This window comes from Achromobacter denitrificans NBRC 15125, assembly GCF_001571365.1.
Taxonomy (GTDB): Bacteria; Pseudomonadota; Gammaproteobacteria; order Burkholderiales; family Burkholderiaceae_B; genus Achromobacter; species Achromobacter denitrificans.
Genome location: NZ_BCTQ01000066.1, coordinates 1 through 22,709, shown reverse-complemented (window position 1 = coordinate 22,709; position 22,709 = coordinate 1). Strand labels below are relative to the sequence as shown.

The 22,709-nt window shown below is 68.4% G+C and carries 12 protein-coding genes; all 12 read left to right on the top strand.

Features of this window, described 5'->3' with window-relative positions:
• Positions 1 to 5,125, top strand: a 5,125-nt coding sequence (locus tag ADE01S_RS29820) for an alpha-2-macroglobulin family protein (protein ID WP_062685382.1), incomplete at its 5' end; no start/stop codon positions are given.
• Positions 5,080 to 7,344 (top strand): penicillin-binding protein 1C, encoded by a 2,265-nt coding sequence (pbpC, locus tag ADE01S_RS29815; RefSeq protein WP_370511526.1) that lies wholly within the window; start codon positions 5,080 to 5,082, stop codon positions 7,342 to 7,344. The genes ADE01S_RS29820 and pbpC, both read left to right, overlap by 46 nt.
• Before the next feature lie 55 nt (positions 7,345 to 7,399).
• Complete coding sequence (gene clpA / locus ADE01S_RS29810; protein WP_062685384.1) at positions 7,400 to 9,712, top strand: ATP-dependent Clp protease ATP-binding subunit ClpA; 2,313 nt, start codon at positions 7,400 to 7,402, stop codon at positions 9,710 to 9,712.
• Positions 9,713 to 9,731: 19 nt separating this feature from the next.
• Positions 9,732 to 11,048: a paraquat-inducible protein A gene (locus tag ADE01S_RS29805; protein WP_062685380.1), complete on the top strand. Its 1,317-nt coding sequence runs from the start codon at positions 9,732 to 9,734 to the stop codon at positions 11,046 to 11,048.
• A gap of 34 nt (positions 11,049 to 11,082) precedes the next feature.
• The gene (locus ADE01S_RS29800; protein ID WP_062685379.1) at positions 11,083 to 12,744 is read left to right on the top strand and encodes a PqiB family protein; all 1,662 of its coding nucleotides are present in this window, start codon (positions 11,083 to 11,085) and stop codon (positions 12,742 to 12,744) included.
• Positions 12,745 to 12,830: 86 nt separating this feature from the next.
• Positions 12,831 to 13,463, top strand: coding sequence for a PqiC family protein (locus ADE01S_RS29795; RefSeq protein WP_062685383.1), 633 nt, complete (start codon positions 12,831 to 12,833; stop codon positions 13,461 to 13,463).
• Positions 13,464 to 13,633: 170 nt separating this feature from the next.
• Positions 13,634 to 17,455, top strand: a complete 3,822-nt coding sequence (putA, locus tag ADE01S_RS29790) for a trifunctional transcriptional regulator/proline dehydrogenase/L-glutamate gamma-semialdehyde dehydrogenase (RefSeq protein ID WP_062685378.1) — start codon at positions 13,634 to 13,636, stop codon at positions 17,453 to 17,455.
• Positions 17,456 to 17,695: 240 nt separating this feature from the next.
• Positions 17,696 to 18,841 (top strand): branched-chain amino acid ABC transporter substrate-binding protein, encoded by a 1,146-nt coding sequence (locus ADE01S_RS29785; protein WP_062685377.1) that lies wholly within the window; start codon positions 17,696 to 17,698, stop codon positions 18,839 to 18,841.
• A gap of 76 nt (positions 18,842 to 18,917) precedes the next feature.
• Positions 18,918 to 19,925 carry a branched-chain amino acid ABC transporter permease gene (locus ADE01S_RS29780; protein ID WP_373281427.1) on the top strand — a complete coding sequence of 336 codons (1,008 nt, stop codon included), beginning with the start codon at positions 18,918 to 18,920 and terminating at the stop codon, positions 19,923 to 19,925.
• Positions 19,922 to 21,010 (top strand): ABC transporter permease subunit, encoded by a 1,089-nt coding sequence (locus ADE01S_RS29775; RefSeq protein WP_062685375.1) that lies wholly within the window; start codon positions 19,922 to 19,924, stop codon positions 21,008 to 21,010. The genes ADE01S_RS29780 and ADE01S_RS29775 overlap by 4 nt, the downstream gene beginning before the upstream one ends.
• A complete protein-coding gene (locus ADE01S_RS29770; RefSeq protein WP_062685374.1) occupies positions 21,007 to 21,807 on the top strand; it encodes an ABC transporter ATP-binding protein in 801 nt (266 codons plus the stop codon). Before ADE01S_RS29775 ends, ADE01S_RS29770 begins: the two co-directional genes overlap by 4 nt.
• Complete coding sequence (locus tag ADE01S_RS29765; RefSeq protein WP_062685373.1) at positions 21,804 to 22,535, top strand: ABC transporter ATP-binding protein; 732 nt, start codon at positions 21,804 to 21,806, stop codon at positions 22,533 to 22,535. The genes ADE01S_RS29770 and ADE01S_RS29765 overlap by 4 nt, the downstream gene beginning before the upstream one ends.
• The last annotated feature ends 174 nt before the right edge of the window (positions 22,536 to 22,709 follow it).

Genomic DNA, 22,709 nt, shown 5'->3' with positions numbered 1-22,709 from the left:
GGCGCCCGCGGCCCCGCCCGCCGCAACCCAGCCGGCCAGCCCGGCGGGCGCCGCCGCCCCGGGCGGCAATGCCGCCGCGCCGGCCTTGCCCGCCACCGCGGTGGTGGGGGCGGCCGATCCTTTCGCGGCGCTGACCTGCCAGCCGCGCCAGTACAACGATGCGCTGGCGCTGGCCGTGACCTTCACCCAGCCGGTGGACGCCAAGGCCGAACTCGACGGTTTCCTGCAGGTAACGGACACGGGCTCCACGTCCGGCGCGTCCGACCAGGATTCCGAATCCGCCGCCAACGCCGGCGATCAGCCCGCGTCGGTCCGCCCGGGCGATTCCGCGCCCAAGGGCAAGATCGTCAAGGGCAACTGGGTGGTCGGCGACAACCCGCGGATCGTCTATTTCCCCTACGTGCAGCCGCAGCGCTCCTACGCCGTCACGATGCGCGCCGGGCTGCCCGGCGCCGGCGCCTCGGGCAAGCTGGCCCAGGTCGCGCATTGCGAGGTCAAGACCCAGGCCATGCCGCCGTCGTTCTATTTCGCCAGCCGCGGCGTGGTGCTGCCGGCCGGCCAGAACGGCGGGCTGCCCGTGGCCACCGTGAACACCCCCGAGGTGGACGTGCAATTCCTGCGCGTGACGCCCGAGCGCGTGCCCGAACTGTTCGACACCGTGCTCGGCATCGGCCGCAGCGCCGCGTCCCGCGATGAAGAAGACCAAGGCAGCGACTATGAAGACGAGTGGCGCTATTCCGACAACCGCAGCCTGAAGGGCTCGGTCAGCAACTGGGACCTGGACCGCCTGAATTCGCTGACGACCAGCGTCTACCAGGGCCGTTTCGTCACCGACGACAAGCCCAACCGGCGCCACGTCACCTTCCTGCCGGTCGAAGGCATCAAGGAACTGCAGGAGCCCGGCATCTACGTCGCCGTGATGAGCCAGCCCGGCCGCTTCCGCTATGAATACCAGGTCACGTATTTCTACGTCAGCGACATCGGCCTGCATGCGCGCCGCTACGCCGACCGCATCGAAGCCTATTCGGTGTCGCTGAAGAGCGGCACCGCGATCCCGGGCGCCGTGTTCGAACTGGTGGACGGCGCCGGCAAGTCGCTGGCCAAGGCGGCCGCCGACGGCCAGGGCCACGTCCGCTTCGACGGCAGCTTCGCCAATGCGCGCGTCATCCGCGCCTCGCGCGACAAGGAAATGACGGTCCTGGCCCTGGGCGAACCGGCCCTGGACCTCTCCGAATTCGACACGGGCGGCCATACCGCGCGCCCCAACAACCTGTTCGTCTACGCCGGCCGCAACCTCTATCGCCCCGGCGAGACCTTCAATGTGTCGGTGCTGCCGCGCGACCTGGACGGCCGCATGCTGGCCCCGTCGCCCCTGACCGCCACGCTCAAGCGGCCCGACGGCCGCACCGTGCTGACCACGCTGTGGCACCCCGCCAAGGACCTGCCCGGCTATATCGAGCGCAGCATCGACCTGCCGCTGGACGCGCAGACCGGCACCTGGATGCTGGAGCTGCGGGTGGACCCCGCCTCGCGCATGCCGGACGCCTCCTGGAAGTTCCAGGTCGAGGAATTCCTGCCCGAGCGCATGAAGATGGCCCTGACCTCCGACCAGGACGTGCTGTCCGCGGGCGAGGACCTGACCGTCGACGTGCAGGGCGATTACCTGTACGGCGCGCCCGCGGCCGGCAATCGCCTGCTGTCCACCTTCCAGGTCAAGCGCGACCGCTACGCGCTGGCCCAGCAGTGGCCGGGGTTCATCTTCGGCGACGTGGCCGACGACTCGCGCCGCATGTTCGGCGAGCTCCCCGAAGCGGCGCTGGACGACAAGGGCCGCGCGCAGCTGGAAGTTCCGTCCAGCAGCGACGGCACGCATTCGCCCATGAAGATCCGGGTGTCGGCCAGCCTGCTGGAATCCGGCGGCCGCCCGGTGGTGCGTTCCATCGAGCGCAGCGTCTGGCCGGCCGACAAGCTGATCGGCGTGCGCCCGCAATTCGACAGCGACGTCGCCCGGGAAGGCACGCCCGCCGCTTTTGAAGTGATCCGCGCGAACGCGCAGGGCAAGGTCGAGCCGCTGGCGCAGGCGCAAGTGCGCCTGTTCCGCGAGGAACGCCAGTATTACTGGCGCTTCGACGACCAGCGCGGCTGGAACAGCGGCTACACCGAAACCGATGAATTGGTGGATTCGCGCGAGATCGCGCTCAATGACCGCGCCCAGCTGACGCTGCCCGTGAAGTGGGGCCGCTACCGCCTGGAGATCGCCGATCCCGAAACCGGCGAAACGATGCGCTACCGCTTCTACGCCGGCTGGAACGCGCAGGACGCCGACGCCATGGGCAACCGCCCCGACCGCGTCCAGATGAAACTGGAAGGCGTGCCGGCCAAGCCGGGCGAGACCGTCAAGCTGACCCTGACCCCGCCGCACGACGGCCAGGCCCTCATCACCGTCGAGGGCGACCGCATGCTGTGGTCCACCTGGGTGGCGGTGAAGGCCACTGGCACCCAGGTCGAGATTCCGGTCGACAAGACCTGGAAGCGCCATGATCTGTATATCGCCGCGGCGGTGTTCCGCCCCGGCAGCGAGGGCGACCGCGTCACTCCGGCGCGCGCGCTGGGCCTGACGTTCCTGCCCATCGCCAGCGCCGACCGCAAGCTCGACGTGACGCTCACGGCCCCCGTCAAGGCGGTGCCCGAAACCAAGGCCACCGTGCGCGTCAAGGTCGACGGCGCCCAGGGCAAGCAGGCCACCGTGACCCTGTCCGCCGTGGACGTGGGCATCCTGAACATCAACCAGTACAAGACGCCCGATCCGCTGGACTATTTCTTCGGCAAGCACCGCTACGCGCCCGAACTGCTGGACATGTACGGCAAGCTGATCGAGAAAATGGACGGCACCAAGGGCAAGCTGAAGTGGGGCGGCGACGCCGCCATGCGCGGCGACAGCAAGAGCCTGCCGAAGAAGGTCAAGCTCGTCGACCTGTTCTCCGGCCCGGTGAAGCTGAACGCCCAGGGCGAAGCCGACATTCCGCTGGACCTGCCCGACTTCAATGGCACCCTGCGCCTGATGGCGGTGGCCTTCACGCCCGACAATTACGGCAGCGCCGACACCGAAATGGTGGTGGCCGCGCCCATCGTGGCCGAGCTGAATACCCCGCGCTTCATCACGCCGGGAGACCAGGCCGCCATCGCGCTCGACGTGACCAACCTGAGCGGCGCCGAGCAGAAGGTGACCGTGAAGCTGGAAGCGCTCGATCCGCTGGCCATCGTCGACGGCGTCAAGACCGTGACGCTGAAGGACAAGCAGCGCGCGACCTTGCGCTTCAACGCCACCACCACCGGCTCGTACGGCCTGGGCCTGATGCGCCTGACCGTCGACGGGCAGGGCGGCGGCAAGCCCGTGCACATCGTGCGCGAATCCGTGCTGCAGGTGCAGCCCGCCCACGCGGCCGAGCGCCAGGTGCGCCGCCTGCGCCTGAATCCGGGCGAAACGAATACGCCGCAGGCCTCGTGGGTGGCGTCCTATTACCCGGACTCCACCACGGTCAGCCTGACCGTGTCGAACCGCCCGCCGTTCAACGTCAACCGCCTGGTCGAAGGCCTGCTCAACTATCCCTACGGATGCACCGAGCAGACCATCAGCGCGACCCTGCCGTGGGTGCTGATCGACGAAGACGCGGCCAAGCAGTTCGGCCTGAAGCCGCGCACCCAGGCTGAACGCGCGGCCAAGGTGGCCGGCGCGATCGGCCGCATGGCCGGCATGCGCAACGCGGTGGGCTCCTACAACCTGTGGAGCAGCTCCTCGTCGCGCGACGTGTGGCTGACGGCCTACGCGGTCGGCTTCCTGCAGGACGCCCGCGACCAGGGCTTCGAAGTGCCCGAGGCCACGCTGGACCGTTCGCGTCAGTGGCTGCTGGAGCAGGTGCAGCAGAGCACTGGCGGGTTCGGCACCTGGTCGCCCAACCTCAAGCGCAACCTGGAGTCCGGCCGCTTCGACTCCGGCGACGCCAACATCCTGCGGGAAGACCACCGCCGCTTCGCCGGCCTGGCCACCGCGGTGCTGGCGCTGGCGCGCGACAACAAGGCGCCGTTGTCCACGGTGCGCCAGCTGTTCGACAACTACCAGGAGCGCGCGCGCTCGCCGCTGCCGCTGATCCAGCTGGCGGCCGCCTTCAAGCTGATGGGCGACGAAGGGCGCATGAAGTCCGCGCTCGACCTGGCCGTGGCGCGCGAATACGGCATCAGCCAGCGCCGCACCAACGGCTACTACGACGAGTGGCTGGGCGACTACGGCAGCGGCGTGCGCGACTACGCGCTGGCCTATGCGCTGGCCCAGCGCTACGAGCTGCGTAACGAGCGCATCGAAAGCCTGATGACGCAACTGGCAAGCCGGCTGGGCAACCGCTCGTACCTGTCGACGCAGGAGCAGATGGCGTTGCTGCTGGCGGCCCGCGCGATGGGCGGCGACAAGGCCACGCCGTGGGAAGCCGCGCTGACGGTCAACGGCACGCGCAAGCCGCTCGCGGGCGGCAAGAGCGACCAGACCGTGTCGCTGTCGGCGGCCGAGCTGGCCGGCACGCAGCTGGTCAACACCGGCAGCCAGTCCCTGTTCGTCGAATACGACATCCAGGGCAGCCCCACCACGGCCCCCGCGCCGCGCAACGACATCATCCAGCTCAAGCGCGGCTGGTACCGCCCCGATGGCCGCCCGTGGGATGGCGGTTCCCTGCAGACCGGCGACATGCTGGTGGTGTGGGTGCAGGCCAGCGCCAACCAGAACATCCCCGACGGGCTGCTGGTCGACCGCGTGCCGGCCGGGTTCGAGGTCGAGAACCTGAACCTGTCGCAAAGTCCGGAAATGCAGGACTGGACGATCGGCGGGCGCCGCGTGGCCGACGCCATGGCGGATCCCAACATCAAGCACCGCGAGTTCCGCGACGACCGCTACGTGGCCGCCGTGGCGCTGGGGCGCGGCAAGGTGGACGTGTTCTACCTGGTGCGCGTCGTCACGCCGGGCCGCTACGCGGTGCCGTCGACGGTGGCCGAGGATATGTACCGGCCGGAAATCCGGGGCGTGGGCGAGCAATGGAGCACGGTGGAAATCCGCGACCGCGGCGCCAAGCGTCCTTGAACGCCGGCGTCACCCCGGCGGAGGGCGCCCGGCGCGCCCGCCGCTGGCGGCGGCGGGGCATCTTCGCGGCCAGCGCGTTGTTCGCGCTGGCCGCGTCGTTATTCGCGCTGGACCGCCTGTATCCGCTCCCGCCCGTGGACTCGGGCGGCGCGGCCGTGGTCGTGGCCGCCGACGGCACGCCGCTGCGCAACTATCCCAGCCGCGACGGCATCTGGCGCTATCCGGTCAAACCCGACCAGGTGTCCGAGCGCTACCTGGAAACGCTGCTGACCTACGAGGATCGCTGGTTCTATTGGCACCCCGGGGTGAATCCGGTGGCGCTGGCGCGGGCAGGGTGGCAGTGGGCCACCAACCGCCGCATCGTGTCGGGCGGGTCTACGCTGACCATGCAGGTGGCGCGCCTGATCGATCCGCAACTGGCCGGCAAGCCGTCGCGCACCATGTCGGCCAAACTGCGCCAGGCCTGGCGCGCCGTCCAGCTGGAAATGCACTACAGCAAGGACGAGATCCTTTCCCTGTACCTGACCCACGCGCCCATGGGCGGCATCGTCGAGGGCGTCGAAATGGGCTCGCGCCTGTGGCTGGGCAAGCCCGCCCGCGACCTGAGCCCGGCCGAGGCCGCCATGCTGACCGCCTTGCCGCAGGCGCCGTCGCGGCTGCGGCCCGACCGCCACCCCGAGGCGGCGCAGGTCGCCCGCGACAAGGTGCTGGACCGCATGGTGGAGCTGGGCCGCTGGACGCAGGCCGAGGTGGACGACGCCAAGATCGAGCGCGTGGTGGCCCCGCCGCTGCGGGCGCGCTGGCTGGCCCCGCTGGCCGCGCAGCGGCTCCTGCAGGAAGCCGGCGCGCGGCGAGCGGGCGCCCGGCGCCCCGGCGAGCGCCCGGCCCTGGTCGAATCCACCCTGGACGCCGACATGCAGGCCTCGGTGGAGCGCATGCTGCTGGATCGCGTGGACAGCCTGCCGCCCAAGGTCTCGATGGCCGTGCTGGTCATGGACAACGACACGCTGGAGGTCAAGGCCTATGCCGGCTCCGCGGACTTTTCCGACGATACCCGCTATGCCCACGTGGACATGGTGCGCGGGGTGCGTTCGCCCGGCTCCACGCTCAAGCCCTTCCTGTACGCGCAGGCGCTGGACGAGGGCCTGATCCACTCCGAAAGCCTGCTGATGGACGCGCCCATGTCCTTCGGCGGTTACGCGCCGGGGAACTTTCAGGCGGCATTCGCCGGTCCTATCAGCGTGGCGCAGGCCTTGCAGCGCTCTCTCAACGTGCCCGCCGTGGATCTCCTGGACCGCGTCGGGCCCAGCCGGTTCGCGGCCGTCATGCTGGCCGGCGGGGTGCGGTTACGATTGCCCGCCGGCGCGGAGCCGAATCTGAGCTTGATTTTGGGCGGGGGTGGCACCACATTGGAAGAACTGGTGGGCGCCTACCGGGCCTTGGCCCGCGACGGCGTTTCCGGGCGGCCCCGCCTGCGGGCGGAGCAGCCGCTGGTCGAGTCCCGTATGATGAGCCCTGGGGCGGCCTGGATCGTCCGCGATATCCTGGAGGGCGGCGGCCATCCCGACCGGCCGTTCTATCAGTCGGGCAGCCCGGCCCGCCGGCTGGCCTGGAAAACCGGGACGAGTTTCGGCTTCCGCGACGCCTGGGCGGTCGGAGTGACCGACAGATGGACGATGGGCGTCTGGGTGGGCCGTCCCGACGGCACGCCCAATCCGGGTTTTTTCGGGGCCAACGTGGCGGCGCCGCTGTTGCAGGATATCGTGGCGGCATTGCCGGAAGGCGCCCAGCAGGTCCGCGTCAGGCCCGAAACGGTGCAGGCGGCCGTGACGTGCTGGCCGCTGGGCTACAAGCTGGGCAGCGTGCCGTCCGGGGTGTGTCCCGAGCAGCGCGCGGCGTGGATCCTGAACGAAACCGCGCCGCCGTCGTTCGCGGGCTATGCCGATGCCACGCAGGGGCCATTGCGCCTGCAGGGCGTGGCCGCGGGTTCGGTGCTTCGGCCCGTGCCCGGCGGGCGCCAGGTGGCGGTGGATGTGGATGTGCAAGGAGCCGAGGGCGAGGTATGGTGGATGCTCGATGGACGCGTGGTCAGCCATGGCGCCTCGGGTCATCCTTTCAAGGTAGTGCTGGCGCTGGACGGCCGGTATACGCTTACTGTCATGGATGCGCATGGCCGCCACGACAGCGTGGTTTTTGAAATCGCTGGCGTTACGCCATGATCGGCATAGAATATGAATCGTGTATTTGACCGCTTCGATGCGTTACGGAGGAAGCGTGATTTCTCAAGAGCTTGAAGTCAGCCTGCATATGGCTTTCGTCGAGGCCCGTTCGGCCCGGCACGAATTTATTACCGTCGAGCACCTGCTGTTGTCGTTGCTCGACAACGCTTCGGCTGTCGAGGTACTGCGCGCCTGCGCTGCCAACCTGGATGATCTGCGCCGCAACCTGCGCCAGTTCGTCTCGGAAAACACGCCCGTCATTCCCAGCGGCGCCGAAGTCGACACCCAGCCCACGCTGGGATTCCAGCGCGTGATCCAGCGCGCGATCATGCACGTTTCCGCGGGCGGCACCGGCAAGAAGCCGGTCACCGGCGCGAATGTGCTCGTGGCCATTTTCGGCGAAAAGGATTCGCACGCCGTGTACTACCTGCAGCAGCAGGGCGTCACGCGGCTCGATGTCGTCAACTTCCTCTCGCATGGCATTACCAAACAGCCACAGGTGGAGTCCGCCGCCGTGCAGAAAGAGCAGCAGACCAATGGTGAAGAGCAGGGCGAATCGCGCCAGTCGCCGCTCGACCAATACGCGACCGACCTGAACGCGGCCGCGCTGGCCGGGCGCATCGATCCCCTGATCGGGCGCGAGCACGAAGTCGAGCGCGTGATCCAGGTATTGTGCCGCCGCCGCAAGAACAACCCGCTGCTGGTCGGCGAGGCCGGCGTGGGCAAGACCGCCATCGCCGAAGGCCTGGCCTGGCGCATCACGCGCGGCGAGGTGCCCGAAGTCCTGCAGGCCGCCCAGGTCTTTTCGCTGGACATGGGCGCGTTGCTGGCCGGCACCAAGTACCGCGGCGATTTCGAGCAGCGCCTCAAGGGCGTGCTCAAGCAGATCCGCGGCAACCCCGACGCCATCCTGTTCATCGACGAGATCCACACGCTGATCGGGGCCGGTTCGGCCTCCGGCGGCACGCTGGACGCCTCCAACCTCCTGAAGCCGGCCCTGTCTTCCGGGCAGCTCAAGTGCATCGGCGCAACCACGTATACGGAATACCGCGGCGTCTTCGAGAAAGACCACGCGCTGTCGCGCCGGTTCCAGAAGATCGACGTGCCCGAGCCCAGCGTCGAACAGACCGTGCAGATCCTGCGCGGCCTGAAGAGCCGCTTCGAAGAGCACCACAGCGTGCGCTACTCGGCGGCCGCGCTGTCGGCGGCGGCTGAACTGTCCGCGCGCTTCATCAACGACCGCCACCTGCCCGACAAGGCCATCGACGTGATCGACGAGGCCGGCGCCGCGCAGCGCCTGCTGCCGCGCTCGCGCCAGAAGAAGGTGATCGGCAAGGTGGACATCGAAAACATCGTGTCCAAGATCGCGCGCATCCCGCCGCAGTCCGTCTCCAACGACGACCGCAGCAAGCTCGCCACGCTCGACCGGGACCTCAAAACCGTGGTCTTCGGCCAGGACAACGCCATCGAGGCCCTGTCCGCCGCCATCAAGATGGCGCGCTCGGGCCTGGGCAAGCCGGAAAAGCCGATTGGCGCCTTCCTGTTCTCCGGCCCCACCGGCGTGGGCAAGACCGAGGTGGCCCGCCAGCTCGCGTTCACGTTGGGCGTGGAACTGCTGCGCTTCGACATGTCCGAATACATGGAGCGCCACGCCGTGTCGCGCCTGATCGGCGCGCCTCCGGGCTACGTCGGGTTCGACCAGGGCGGCCTGCTCACCGAAGCCATCACCAAGCAGCCGCATTGCGTGCTGCTGCTGGATGAAATCGAAAAGGCGCACCCGGATGTGTTCAACATCCTGCTGCAGGTCATGGACCACGGCACGCTGACCGACAACAACGGCCGCAAGGCGGACTTCCGCAACGTCATCCTCATCATGACGACGAACGCGGGCGCCGAAACGCTGAACCGTCCGTCCATCGGCTTCGCGAATTCCCGCGTCGTGGGCGACGAAATGGCGGAAATCCGCCGCATGTTCACGCCCGAGTTCCGCAACCGCCTGGACGCGATCATCCCGTTCGCGCCCCTGGACCGCGAAATCATCCTGCGCGTGGTGGACAAGTTCCTCATGCAGCTCGAAGATCAACTGCACGAGCGTCGCGTGGAAGCCGTCTTCACCACGCGCCTGCGCGAGCATCTCGCCAAGGAGGGGTTCGATCCGCTCATGGGCGCGCGTCCCATGCAGCGTCTCATCCAGGACACGATCCGGCGCGCGCTCGCCGACGAGCTGCTGTTCGGCAAGCTGGTCGAGGGCGGCACCGTCACGGTGGACCTGGACGACGAAGGCAAGGTGACGCTGAGCTTCGACGACAGCGGCAAGCCGCCGTCCTCGGATGCGCCCGACAAACAGGAAGTCGAATTGGTCGACTAGATAAGGGCCTGCCTCCCTTATGACCGCGGACCGCCAGCCGCTGATCGAGTGCGAACACTGCGCAAGCATCTATCGCCGGCATCAGCTGAAACCTGGCGAGACCGCCAATTGCGCCCGCTGCGGTGCCATCCTCTGGCGCTACAGCGGGCTGACTTTGTCCAATTGGCTGGCGCTCGCCATCGCCGCCCTGATCGTCTTCGGGGTGGCGAACGCCTATCCTGTCGCCTCGATGTCCGTGCAGGGCATGACGCAGCAGGCCTCCCTGCTGGACGCCATTTCCATCACCTGGCGCCAAGGGCATTGGGTGGTGGCCATCATGACCGGCCTGGCCGGATTCGCGCTGCCGATGCTGCAGCTCACCGTGCTGCTGTGGGTGCTGGGCCCCTTGTCCCGAGGGCAGGAGCCCGTGGGCTTTCGCCAGGCCATGCGGCTCCTGGGCTTCCTGCGGCCCTGGTGCATGATCCCCGTGTTCCTGCTGGGCGTGCTGGTGGCGGTGGTCAAGCTGGCCGGCATGGCCGCGGTCTCGCCCGGGATCGGGCTGGGCGCCTTCGGCGTCCTCACCGTGCTTCTCACCATGCTGGGCCGGCTGTCGCCGCACGTGCTGTGGCGCTATGCCGAAACCGTGGGCGTGGCGCCGGTGCACGTGCCTCAGGCCGGGCCGGCCGAAATCCTGACCGGCTGCCACGTCTGCGGCCAGGTGCAGGCCTTGCCGCGCGAGGCCGACGAAGAGGCCGAGCACCATTGCGTGCGCTGCGACGCGCTGGTCCACTACCGCAAGCCCGATCACCTGGCGCGCACCTGGGCGCTGCTGCTGGCCGCCGTGGTGTTCTACATTCCCGCCAACGTGCTGCCGGTGATGAAGGTCAGCTCCGTGCTGGGCGACAGCGCCCACACCATCCTGGGCGGCGTGGTCGAACTGTGGGAAATGGGGTCCTGGGACATCGCGCTGATCGTCTTCATCGCCAGCGTGGCGGTTCCGCTCACCAAGCTGCTCGCGCTCATCCTGCTGCTCCTTACCGAGCAATGGCGCAGCACGACCAACCTGCGTCCGCGCACCCGCCTGTATCAAATGGTCGAGTTCATCGGCCAATGGTCGATGCTGGACGTTTTTGTCGTTATATTGCTTGCGGCGCTGGCGGATTTCCAGGGCTTGATGGAAATCAGCGCGGGGGCGGGCGCGGCGGCATTCGGCGTGGTCGTGATCCTCACGATGCTGTCGGCCATGAGCTTCGACCTGCGCCGCAGCTGGGACCTCGAAGGACAAAGTGAAATAGAATCAGCGCCGGTGGAAGGCCGGCGCCAGCCGGCGCCCGGCGCCGGTCAGGAAATGGGCTAGGCCGCGGTTTTCGCCCACCAAAAAGGAAGAGTAGATGTCCGAGCAAGCACCCGGATCCGGTGAGGAAAAGTTCGCTTCACCCACGATCTCGCGCAAGCAGAAGAGCCGGATCTCATGGATCTGGCTGGTGCCCATCGTGGCGGCCCTCATGGGCTTGTCCCTGGTCGTGCGGACCTGGATGCAGGCCGGGCCCGACATCTCCATTTCGTTCAATACCGCCGAGGGGCTGGAAGTCGGCAAGACCCAGCTGCGCTACAAGGACGTCACCATCGGCACGGTGAAGTCCATCGGCTTCAATTCCGATCGCACCAAGGTGGTGGTGCAGGCGGAGCTGGCCAAGGAAGTCTCCGACCTGGCGCGCGAAGGCACCAACTTCTGGGTGGTGCGCCCGCGCCTGGACGTGAGCGGCGTATCCGGACTGGGCACCTTGCTTTCGGGCGCCTATATCGGCGTGGACGCGGTCGAAGGCAAGAACGGCAACAAGGCCACCAAACTGAGCTTCGAAGGCCTGGAAGTCCCGCCCGCCGTGACGCATGATCGCGCCGGCAAGCGCTTCAAGCTGAAGGCGTCGGACCTGGGCTCGCTGGACATCGGTTCGCCGGTGTATTTCCGCCGCATCAACGTCGGCCGCGTGATCGGCTATGCGCTGGACCAGACCGGCAAGGCCGTGAACGTCGAGGTGTTCGTGGATGCGCCCAACGACAAGTTCGTCACCAACGGCACGCGCTTCTGGAATGCCAGCGGGGTGGACTTCAGCGTCAATGCGGATGGGTTGAAGGTGCGCACGCAATCGCTGGTGTCCATGGCGGTCGGCGGGGTGGCGTTCGAGCCGGTGCTGACCGCGCGCGATGCCGGCACGCCTGCGGCCGCGGACGCCCAGTTCGATCTCTACCCGACCGAGACTGCGGCCAAGGCGAACCCGGACGGCGAGGCCTTCCCGATCCGCATGCGCTACGACCAGTCCATCCGCGGGCTCGCCGTGGGCGCGCCGATCGATTTCAGCGGCATCACGCTGGGCAACGTCACCCAGATCAACCTGGACTTCGACCCGGTGTCCAAGCGCTTCTACTCGCTGGTGGACGCCACGCTCTATCCGGAGCGCCTCGGCCGCGTCTTCGACGAAGTGCGCGACCGCGCCGTCCAGGACGGCGACGTGGCGGGCGGCCGCCTGCTGGGCGGCATGATCAAGCACGGCCTGCGCGCCCAGCTGCGCACCGCCAACCTGCTGACCGGCCAGCTCTACGTGGCGCTGGACATCTTCCCGAACGCCAAGCCGGTCGAGTTCAAGATGTCCGATCCCGCGATCATCCCGACCGTGCCGGGCAACCTCGACCAGCTGCAGCAGCAGGTCAGCAACATCATCGCCAAGGTCGAGAAGATCCCGTTCGACAAGATCGGCGAAGACCTGCGCGCCACGCTGGCCAGCACCTCCAAGCTGATGGGCCGCCTCGACAAGCAGGTGGCGCCGGAAGCGCAGAAGATGCTGAAGCAGGCCAGGGATTCCATGGCGCAGATCAACGCGCTGCTGGCGTCCGACGCCTCGCTGCCCGTCAACACGGAACGGGCGATGCAGGAGCTGGGCCGGGCGGCCCGCTCGCTGCGCGCCCTGGCCGATTTCCTGCAAGCCAACCCCGAGGCCTTGTTGCGCGGCCGCGGCCCGGACCCGATCCCCGGCGCCGGTCCTGTCAGGAACTGAAACCCATGAATAGACGCCTCCTTGGCCGCGTGTGCCCATCCTCTCCGTCCACTCCGTCGCAGCCCGGGCGGACGCGGGCTTCCCGCCTGCGGGCGGTCCTGGCCCTGGCGGCCGTATCGGCCGCGCTGGCGGGCTGCGGCGCGTCGGCGCCCGTGCATTACTACACGCTCCAGGGGCCGGCCGCGCCGGCCGCGGGCGCCGGCGCGGCCGGCGCCGCCTACCTGATCGACGTGCAGCCGGTCAGCATCACCACTCAGGCCGACCAGCCCCAGCTCATGGTGCGCACCGGGGACGGCAGCCTCTCGGCCCTCTATTCCGAGCGCTGGAGCTCGCCCCTGGGCGACGAGCTGCGCGGCGCGCTGTCGGATGCGCTCAAGCGCGAACTGGGCGCGCTGGACGTGCAGATGGTCAAGCCGGGGCCCGGCGCCGCGGTCTGGCGCGTCCAGACCGACGTGCAGCGCTTCGAGCTGGTCTCGGGCAGCATGGCCCAGCTGGACGCCACCTGGCGCGTGCGGCCGGTCAATACGAAGGGCGCCGGCCTGCTGTGCCGCAGCGTCGTCACGGAAACGGTGGCGGAAGAGGGCGTGCCCGCGCTGATCGCCGCGCAGCAGCGGGCGGTGGCCGCGCTGGCCGGCACCATGGCCTCGGCCATCCGGGGCCAGGCGCCCGCGGGGTCGGCAGGGGTCCAGATGCTGGGATGCTCCGCCCTCAAGGACTGATATCCGCCTTCCGCAAAACCCGCCTGATCTCAATCGGTTAACCTAGGGTTAACCGCAATACAAACGCGGTTGCAACCTGTCTAGCATACGGTCCTGCCCCAGCTGGGTTTCGGGTTTTGTCGCCCGTGCGCCCAGCGCTACCTCTGCCATGCGACAGGAAGCAATCTCTTATGGCCAGCACGACCCTAGGCGTCAAAGTCGACGACGCGCTCCGCGACCGGCTCAAGGCCGCCGCGCAAAAGCTCAATTGCACGCCGCACTGGCTGCACAAGCAGGCGATTCTTGCCTACCTGGACAAGATCGAGCGCGGCCATCTGCCCGCCGAGATGTCGCACCTGGGGTCGGAAGGGGGCGGCGAGGACGACGCGGGCGACGGGCATTCCGCGCCCACGCCGCCGTTCTACGAATTCGGCCAGGACGTGCAGCCCCAGTCCGTGCTGCGCGCGGCCATCACGGCGGCCTACCGCCGCCCTGAGCCGGAATGCGTGCCGCTGCTGCTGGGCCAGGCCCGCATGCCGAACCTGGAAAAGATCCACGCGATGGCCAGCGACCTGGTGAAGAAGCTGCGCGGCAAGCGCAGCGGCGGCGGCGTCGAAGGGCTGATCCAGGAATTCTCGCTCTCCAGCCAGGAAGGCGTGGCGCTGATGTGCCTGGCCGAGGCGCTGCTGCGCATTCCCGACCGCGCCACGCGCGACGCGCTGATCCGCGACAAGGTCGCCCGCGGCGACTGGAAGTCGCACATGGGCGGTTCGCAATCGCTGTTCGTCAATGCCGCGACCTGGGGCCTGATGATCACCGGCAAGCTGGTGGCCGTCAGTAGCGAACAGTCGTTGTCGAAGGCGCTGACCCGCCTGATCGGCAAGGGCGGCGAGCCGCTGGTGCGCAAGGGCGTGAACATGGCCATGCGCATGATGGGCGAGCAATTCGTGTCCGGCCAGACCATCTCCGAGGCGCTGGCCAACAACCGCAAGATGGAATCGCGCGGCTTCCGCTATTCCTACGACATGCTCGGCGAGGCCGCGACCACGGCCGAGGACGCCGACCGCTACTACGCCTCGTACGAACAGGCCATCCACGCCATCGGCAAGGCCGCGGCCGGCCGCGGCATCTATGAAGGCCCGGGCATCTCCATCAAGCTCTCGGCGCTGCACCCGCGCTATTCTCGCGCCCAGCGCGAGCGCGTCATGGCGGAGCTGCTGCCGCGCGTGAAGGCCCTGACGGCGCTGGCCCGCAGCTACGACATCGGCCTGAACATCGACGCCGAGGAAGCGGACCGCCTGGAAATCTCGCTCGACCTGCTGGAAGCGCTGTGCTTCGAGCCCGAGCTGGACGGCTGGAACGGCATCGGCTTCGTCATCCAGGCCTACCAGAAGCGCGCGCCCTTCGTGATCGACTACGTGATCGACCTGGCCCGCCGCAGCCGCCACCGCGTGATGGTGCGCCTGGTGAAGGGCGCCTACTGGGACAGCGAAATCAAGCGCGCCCAGGTCGACGGCCTGGAAGGCTATCCGGTCTACACGCGCAAGGTCTACACCGACGTGGCCTACCTGGCCTGCGCCCGCAAGCTGCTGGGCGCGCCCGAGGCGGTCTATCCGCAGTTCGCCACGCACAATGCCTACACCCTGTCCGCCATCTATCAACTGGCCGGCCAGAACTACTATCCCGGCCAGTACGAGTTCCAGTGCCTGCACGGCATGGGCGAGCCGCTGTACGACGAAGTGGTCGGGCCGCTGGCGCAGGGCAAGCTGAACCGCCCCTGCCGCATCTACGCGCCGGTGGGCACGCATGAAACGCTGCTGGCCTACCTGGTGCGCCGCCTGCTGGAAAACGGCGCCAACACCTCCTTCGTGAACCTGATCGGCGACGAGAGCATTCCCGTCGAGCAACTGGTGGCCGATCCCGTCGAGGCCGCCTCGCGCATCGCGCCGCTGGGCGCGCCGCACGAAAAGATCCCGCTTCCGCGCGAACTCTATGGCGATCCGCAAGAGGGCGCCCGCGCCAACTCGGCGGGCCTGGACCTGAGCAATGAACACCGCCTGGGCTCGCTGTCCGCGGCCCTGCTGGCCAGCGCCGGCATGCCGTGGCGCGCCGGCCCCATGCTGGGTGAAGGCGAAGCGGCCTGGGATGCCGCCCGCGCCATCGAAGTCCGCAACCCCGCCAACCTGCGCGACGTGGTCGGCCACGTCATCGAAGCGACGCCGGAAGAGGCCGAGGCCGCCTTGCGCGAAGCCGCCAACGCCTCGCCCATCTGGCAGTCCACGCCGGTTGCCGAGCGCGCCCAGTGCCTGCGCCGCGCGGCGCAACTGCTGGAAGAGCAGATGCAGACCCTGCTGGGCCTGATCGTGCGCGAGGCCGGCAAGTCCCTGCCCAACGCCATCGCCGAAGTGCGCGAAGCCGTGGACTTCCTGCGCTATTACGCGGACCAGGCGGAAACGGAATTCAGCAACGACACGCACCGCCCGCTGGGCACCGTGCTGTGCATCAGCCCCTGGAACTTCCCGCTGGCCATCTTCACCGGCCAGGTCGCGGCCGCGCTGGCCGCCGGCAACACCGTGCTGGCCAAGCCCGCCGAGCAGACCCCGCTGATCGCGGCGCAAGCCGTGGCCATCCTGCGCGCGGCCGGCGTGCCGGCCGGCGCCGTGCAGCTGCTGCCGGGCCGCGGCGAAACCGTGGGCGCCCAGCTCGTGTCCAGCCCCGGCGTGCGCGGCGTGATGTTCACCGGTTCCACCGACGTCGCGCGCATCATCTCGCGCACGCTGGCCGACCGTCTGGACGACGCCGGCCACACCATTCCGCTGATCGCGGAAACCGGCGGCCAGAACGCCATGGTGGTCGATTCCTCCGCGCTTGCCGAGCAGGTGGTGTTCGACGTGCTGACCTCGGCCTTCGATTCCGCCGGCCAGCGCTGCTCGGCCCTGCGCGTGCTGTGCGTGCAGGAAGACAGCGCCGACCACGTGCTGACCATGCTGCGCGGCGCGATGCGCGAACTGAGCGTGGGCAACCCCGACCGCCTCTCGGTGGACGTGGGCCCCGTGATCGACACGGAAGCCCGCAACGGCATCCAGCGCCACATCGAAGCCATGCGCACGGCCGGCCATCGCGTCGACCAGGCGGAACTGAACGGCGAATGCCGCCACGGCACCTTCGTGCCGCCCACCATCATCGAGATCGACGACGTCGGCGAACTGACGCGCGAAGTCTTCGGCCCCGTGCTGCACGTGGTGCGCTACAAGCGCGACGAGCTGGACGCCTTGCTGGAAGCCGTCAACGGCACCGGCTACGGCCTCACCTTCGGCGTGCATACCCGCATCGACGAAACCATCGCCCACGTCACCGGCCAGATCCACGCGGGCAACGTCTACGTCAACCGCAACATCGTCGGCGCCGTGGTGGGCGTGCAGCCCTTCGGCGGCGAATGCCTCTCCGGCACCGGCCCCAAGGCCGGCGGCCCGCTCTACATGTACCGCCTGCTGGGCACCCGTCCGGCCGGGCTGCCGCCCGCGCTGGACGCGTCGGCGCCGCTGCCGCAGCGCATCGCGCTGCCGGGTCCCACGGGCGAGACCAACACCTACCTGGTCGAGCCGCGCGGCGCCGTGTATTGCGTGGCGGCCACCGAGGCCGGCGCGCGGGCGCAGTGGTCGGTCGCCAGGCAGACGGGCAACCATGCCTGGTTCGCCGACACGCCGGCGGCGCGGGCGCTGCTGGCCACGCTGGACGCGGAGCAGGGCGGGCAGGCCGGCATCCTGGACGACGAGGAAGTCGACCAGGCCGACTACCAGGCCGTGCTGTTCGAAGGCGATGGCGACGCGCTCCAGGCGCTGAACCAGCGCATCGCCCGGCGCCCGGGCGCCATCCTGTCGGTGCACGGCCTGACGCCGGACGCCATCGCGGCCGGCGCCGGCTACGTGCCGGAGCGCCTGTTGACCGAGCGCTCCATCAGCGTCAATACCGCGGCCGCGGGCGGCAACGCCAGCCTCATGACCATCGGTTGAGGGGCGTCGGGGCTGACCTGCCGGGATCCAAGGGTTATCTCCAATATCGGGCAAGGTTGCACTGGAAGGAAAATCCGGTCGCACCTCAAATCCGGATGTCGCAACCCGGCATCCGGATTTTGCAGAACATGCATGTGCAAGACCCCGCCACCATCGGGGCTTGCGGTAGTAAAAAACCAGAAGCCTGGCTAAAAGCTCAGGTATAACAAGGTCTTAAGTCCGACACCCCGGAGGATACCCATGAAGTTCCGCACCACTTTGAAGCTTGTCGCCGCCAGCCTCGCCGCCACCGGCCTGGCCGCCGCCGCGCAGGCCGCAGACGTCAAGTTCGGCTTCGCCGCGCCGCTCACCGGCCCGCAGTCGCACTACGGCGAAGATATGCAGAACGGCCTGAACCTGGCCCTGGAAGAAGCCAACAAGAAGGGCATCAAGGTCGACGGCAAGCCCGCCACCTTCGTGCTGGTATCCCGCGACGACCAGGCCGATCCCCGCGTCGGCGTGCAGGTCGCGCAGCAATTGGTCGACCAGGACGTCGTCGGCATCCTGGGCCACTTCAATTCGGGCACCACGATCCCCGCGTCGCGCGTCTACCACGAAGCCGGCCTGCCGCAGATCGCGATGGCCACCTCGCCCGAATACACCAAGCAAGGCTACGAGACCACGTTCCGCATGATGACCAGCGACACCCAGCAGGGCGCCGCGGTCGGCAAGTTCATGGTCGAGAAGCTCAAGGCCAAGAAGGTCGCCATCATCGACGACCGCACCGCCTACGGCCAGGGCCTGGCCGACGAGGTCGAGAAGGCCGTCAAGGCCGCCGGGGGCCAGGTCGTGCGCCGCGAGTACACGACCGACAAGGCGAACGACTTCACCGCCATTCTGACCAACATCAAGGGCGCCGCGCCCGACGCCATCTTCTACGGCGGCCTGGACGCGCAATCCGGTCCCATGAAGCGCCAGCTGGCGACGCTGGGCCTGAAGGCGCCGCTGGTCTCGGGCGAAATGACCCGCAGCGACACCTTCATCAAGCTGGCCGGCGACGCCGCCGACGGCACCTACGCCTCGCTGGCCGGCGTGCCGCTGGACAAGATGGCCGCGGGCAAGGACTTCGAGCAGCGCTACCAGGCGCGCTTCAAGAAGGCCCCCGGCGTCTATGCTCCGTATGCCTACGACGGCGCATGGAACATGATCACCGCCATCGAGCAGGCCGGCTCGGCCAAGCCCGAGAAGTACCTGCCGGCCCTGGCCAAGCTGAACCGCAAGGGCGCGACCAGCGAGCACATCTCCTACGACGCCAACGGCGATCTGAAGGAAATCTCGGTCACCATCTACGAAGTCAAGAACGGCAAGTGGGAGATGGTTGAAACGATGGTCAGCCAGGCCAACTGACGGCGGCTGACCCGGGCGGGCGGCGGCCAGGCCGCGCCCGTCCGCGATATTGCGCGCGCGCCGTCCGGCGCGCGCCATGCGCAGCGGCGAGGCAGGCCCCAGGGCCGCCGCCGCGCCCGACGCGCGATTTTTCCAGGCTTATTCCGCGGCCCCTATGGATATCTTCATTCAACAACTGATTAACGGCGTCACGCTAGGCAGCGTGTACGCCCTGGTCGCCCTCGGCTACACCATGGTGTACGGCATCATCGGGCTGATCAACTTCGCGCACGGCGACGTCGTGATGATCGGCGCGATGGCGGCCACCACGGTCGCCATTTCGCTGGTCGGCGGCGATCCCGGCACGTCGGCCTTCGTGGTCCTGGGCGTCGGCCTGCTGGTCTCGGTGCCGCTATGCATGGCGGTGGGCTGGACCGCCGAGCGCGTGGCCTACCGGCCGCTGCGCCGCGCGCCCCGCCTGGCCGCGCTGATCACGGCCATCGGCGTCTCCATCATCCTGCAGAACGTGGCAATGATGGCCTGGGGCCGCAACTACCTCAATTTCCCGCAGGTGCTGTCGCCGCAGGTGTTCGAGATCGCCGGCGCGCGCATGAGCACGCTGCAGGTCGCCATCGTGGTGATCGCCGCGCTCATCATGGGCGGGCTGCTGGCGGTGGTGCACAAAACCCGCCTGGGCACGGCCATGCGCGCCACCGCGCAGAACCGCGAAGTGGCCGGCCTGATGGGCGTGAACATCAACACCGTCATCTCGGCGGCGTTCCTGATCGGCTCGGCGCTGGCCGCCGTCGCGGGGATGATGGTCGCCACCTATTACGGCGTGTCGCAATACACCATGGGCTTCATGCTCGGCCTGAAGGCGTTCACCGCCGCGGTGCTGGGCGGCATCGGCAACCTGGTCGGCGCGATGGCCGGCGGCCTGCTGCTGGGCATCATCGAATCGCTGGGCGCGGGCTATATCGGCGACCTGACGGGCGGCTTCCTTGGCAGCCACTACCAGGACGTGTTCGCGTTCTTCGTGCTGGTGCTGGTGCTGATCTTCCGTCCGTCCGGCCTGCTGGGCGAGCGCGTGGGAGACCGGGCATGAGCGGAAACCTGAAAAGCAGCGGGTTCTCCACCCGCAACCTGATCGGCATCGCGCTGATCGGCATCGTGCTCGCGGTCCTGCCGTTCGTGATCGGCATGGCGGGCCAGAGCTGGGTGCGCATCCTGAACTTCGCCTTGCTGTACGTGATGCTGTCGCTGGGCCTGAACATCGTGGTGGGCTTCGCCGGGCTGCTGGACCTGGGCTACATCGCGTTCTACGCCGTGGGCGCCTACACCTGGGCGCTGCTGGCGTCGCCGCATTTCGGCCTGCACCTGCCGTTCTGGGCGATCCTCCCGATCGCGCTGGCGGTGGCGTGCCTGTTCGGCGTGCTGCTGGGCGCGCCCACGCTCAAGTTGCGAGGGGACTACCTCGCCATCGTGACCCTGGGCTTCGGCGAGATCATCCGCATCTTCCTGAACAACCTGAACGCGCCGGTGAACATCACCAACGGGCCGCAGGGCATCAACCGCATCGACACCTTCAAGGTGGGCGAGTTCGCCTTCGGCCGCACCGAAAGCCTGCTGGGCTTCCGCGTGACGGGGCCCGAGAAGTACTACTACCTGCTGCTGGCCCTGACCCTGATCATCGTAGTGGTGTGCGTGCGGTTGCAGAATTCGCGCATCGGCCGCGCCTGGGAAGCCATCCGCGAAGACGAGATCGCGGCCAAGGCCATGGGCATCAACACCCGCAACATCAAGCTGCTGGCCTTCGCCATGGGCGCGTCTTTCGGCGGCGTGGCGGGCGCGCTGTTCGCCTCGATGCAGGGCTTCGTCAGCCCCGAGAGCTTCTCGCTCATGGAATCCATCTCCATCCTGTGCATGGTGGTGCTGGGCGGCATGGGGCACATCCCGGGCGTGATCCTGGGCGCGCTCATCCTCGCGGCGCTGCCCGAGTTCCTGCGCGCGGTGGTCGAGCCCGTCCAGCACATGCTGTTCGGCGCCGTGGTGCTGGATCCCGAAGGCATACGCATGCTGCTCTTCGGCCTGGCGATGGTGTGCGTGATGCTGTTCCGTCCCGCCGGCCTGTGGCCGTCGGCCGTGCGCAAGCGCGAACTCGCCACCAAGGCCCAGGGAGGCGCGGCATGAGCAAACTGCTGCAAGCCCAGGGGCTGGGCAAGCGTTTCGGCGGCCTGCAGGCCTTGTCCGAAGTGAGCTTCGACATCGAGCAGGGCGAGATCTACGGCCTCATCGGACCCAACGGCGCGGGCAAGACCACGCTGTTCAACGTGCTGACCGGCCTGTACATCCCGGAGGAGGGCTCCTGCACCTTCGACGGCGTGTCCATGTCGGGCAAGAAGCCGCACGAGGTCGCCTATGCCGGCCTGGCGCGCACCTTCCAGAACATTCGGCTGTTCGCCAACCTGAGCGCCATCGAGAACGTCATGATCGGCCGCCACATGCGCACCCGCTCGGGCGTGTTCGGGGCGGTGCTGCGCACGCGCGGCACGCGCGCCGAAGAGGCGGCCACCGAAGCGCGGGCGCAGGAGCTGCTGGAATACGTGGGCATCGGCCACCGCGCCAACGACGTCGCGCGGTCGCTGCCCTACGGCGACCAGCGGCGCCTGGAGATCGCGCGGGCCCTGGCCACGGATCCCAAGCTGCTCGCGCTGGACGAGCCGGCGGCGGGCATGAACGCCTCGGAAACCGTGGTGCTGCGCAAGCTGATCGAGAAGATCCGCGCCGACGGCATCACCGTGCTGCTCATCGAACACGACATGAAGCTGGTCATGGGATTGTGCGACCGCGTGCTGGTGCTGGAATACGGCAAGGTGCTGGCGATGGGCAAGCCCGCCCAGGTGCAGCGCGATCCCAAGGTCATCGAAGCCTACCTGGGCGCGGGCGCCGCCCAGGATCCTCTGATTCATCAGGAGCGCCCGGCATGACGGCGGCATCCCAACCCTTACTGGAATTGCGCGGCCTGCAGGTCGCCTATGGCGGCATCCGCGCCGTGCGCGGCATCGACCTGCGCGTGGACGAAGGCGAGATGGTGTGCCTGATCGGCGCCAACGGCGCGGGCAAGAGCACCACCTTGCGCGCCATCTGCGGCCTGGTGCCGCTGGCCGGCGGCGAAGTGGTCTACGCCGGCCTGTCCATCGGCGGCCAGAAATCGCACGACCTGGTGCGCCGCGGCCTGGTCATGGTGCCGGAAGGCCGGGGCATCTTCGGCCAGCTCACCATCGAGGAAAACCTCGCGATGGGCGCCTACGTGCGCCGCGACGCCGCGCAGATCCGCCAGGACACGGACCGGGTCTTTACCCTGTTCCCGCGGCTGGCCGAACGCCGCAAGCAGGCGGCCGGCACGCTGTCCGGCGGCGAGCAGCAGATGGTGGCGATGGGCCGCGCGATGATCGCGCGCCCCAGGTTGCTGCTGCTGGACGAGCCCTCGATGGGCCTGGCGCCGCTGATGGTGGAGAAGGTCTTCGAGGTGGTGCGCACCATCGCCAGCGAAGGCGTCACGATTCTGCTGATCGAGCAGAACGCGCGCCTGGCGCTGGAGAACAGCCATCGCGGCTACGTGATGGAGTCCGGCGAGATCATCCTGTCCGGCGCGGCCGGCCAGATGCTGCACGACCCGAAGGTGCGCGCCGCTTATCTGGGCGAGACCGAGTAAAGGGTGAGGGGGGCAGGGCTTCGAGCTTGCGGATGTCAGCGTTCTTTAGCCGCCGAGGCTGCCCTGCGCCATTCCGATGCTCGCCCCACTGGGGCTGCGCTTCGGATGGCTCCGGGGTCCTCGGCTGGCAGTCGCGTCATGCGATGGTTTTGAAGCTCTGCCGTGGACAGATGC

Bases quoted from the DNA above. Each gene is read 5' to 3' on its own strand.
- pbpC (WP_370511526.1), top strand. From the start codon at position 5,080: ATGGAGCACGGTGGAAATCCGCGACCGCGGCGCCAAGCGTCCTTGAAC.
- ADE01S_RS29805 (WP_062685380.1), top strand. From the start codon at position 9,732: ATGACCGCGGACCGCCAGCCGCTGATCGAGTGCGAACACTGCGCAAGC.
- ADE01S_RS29800 (WP_062685379.1), top strand. From the start codon at position 11,083: ATGTCCGAGCAAGCACCCGGATCCGGTGAGGAAAAGTTCGCTTCACCC.
- putA (WP_062685378.1), top strand. From the start codon at position 13,634: ATGGCCAGCACGACCCTAGGCGTCAAAGTCGACGACGCGCTCCGCGAC.
- ADE01S_RS29785 (WP_062685377.1), top strand. From the start codon at position 17,696: ATGAAGTTCCGCACCACTTTGAAGCTTGTCGCCGCCAGCCTCGCCGCC.
- ADE01S_RS29780 (WP_373281427.1), top strand. From the start codon at position 18,918: ATGCGCAGCGGCGAGGCAGGCCCCAGGGCCGCCGCCGCGCCCGACGCG.
- ADE01S_RS29775 (WP_062685375.1), top strand. From the start codon at position 19,922: ATGAGCGGAAACCTGAAAAGCAGCGGGTTCTCCACCCGCAACCTGATC.
- ADE01S_RS29770 (WP_062685374.1), top strand. From the start codon at position 21,007: ATGAGCAAACTGCTGCAAGCCCAGGGGCTGGGCAAGCGTTTCGGCGGC.
- ADE01S_RS29765 (WP_062685373.1), top strand. From the start codon at position 21,804: ATGACGGCGGCATCCCAACCCTTACTGGAATTGCGCGGCCTGCAGGTC.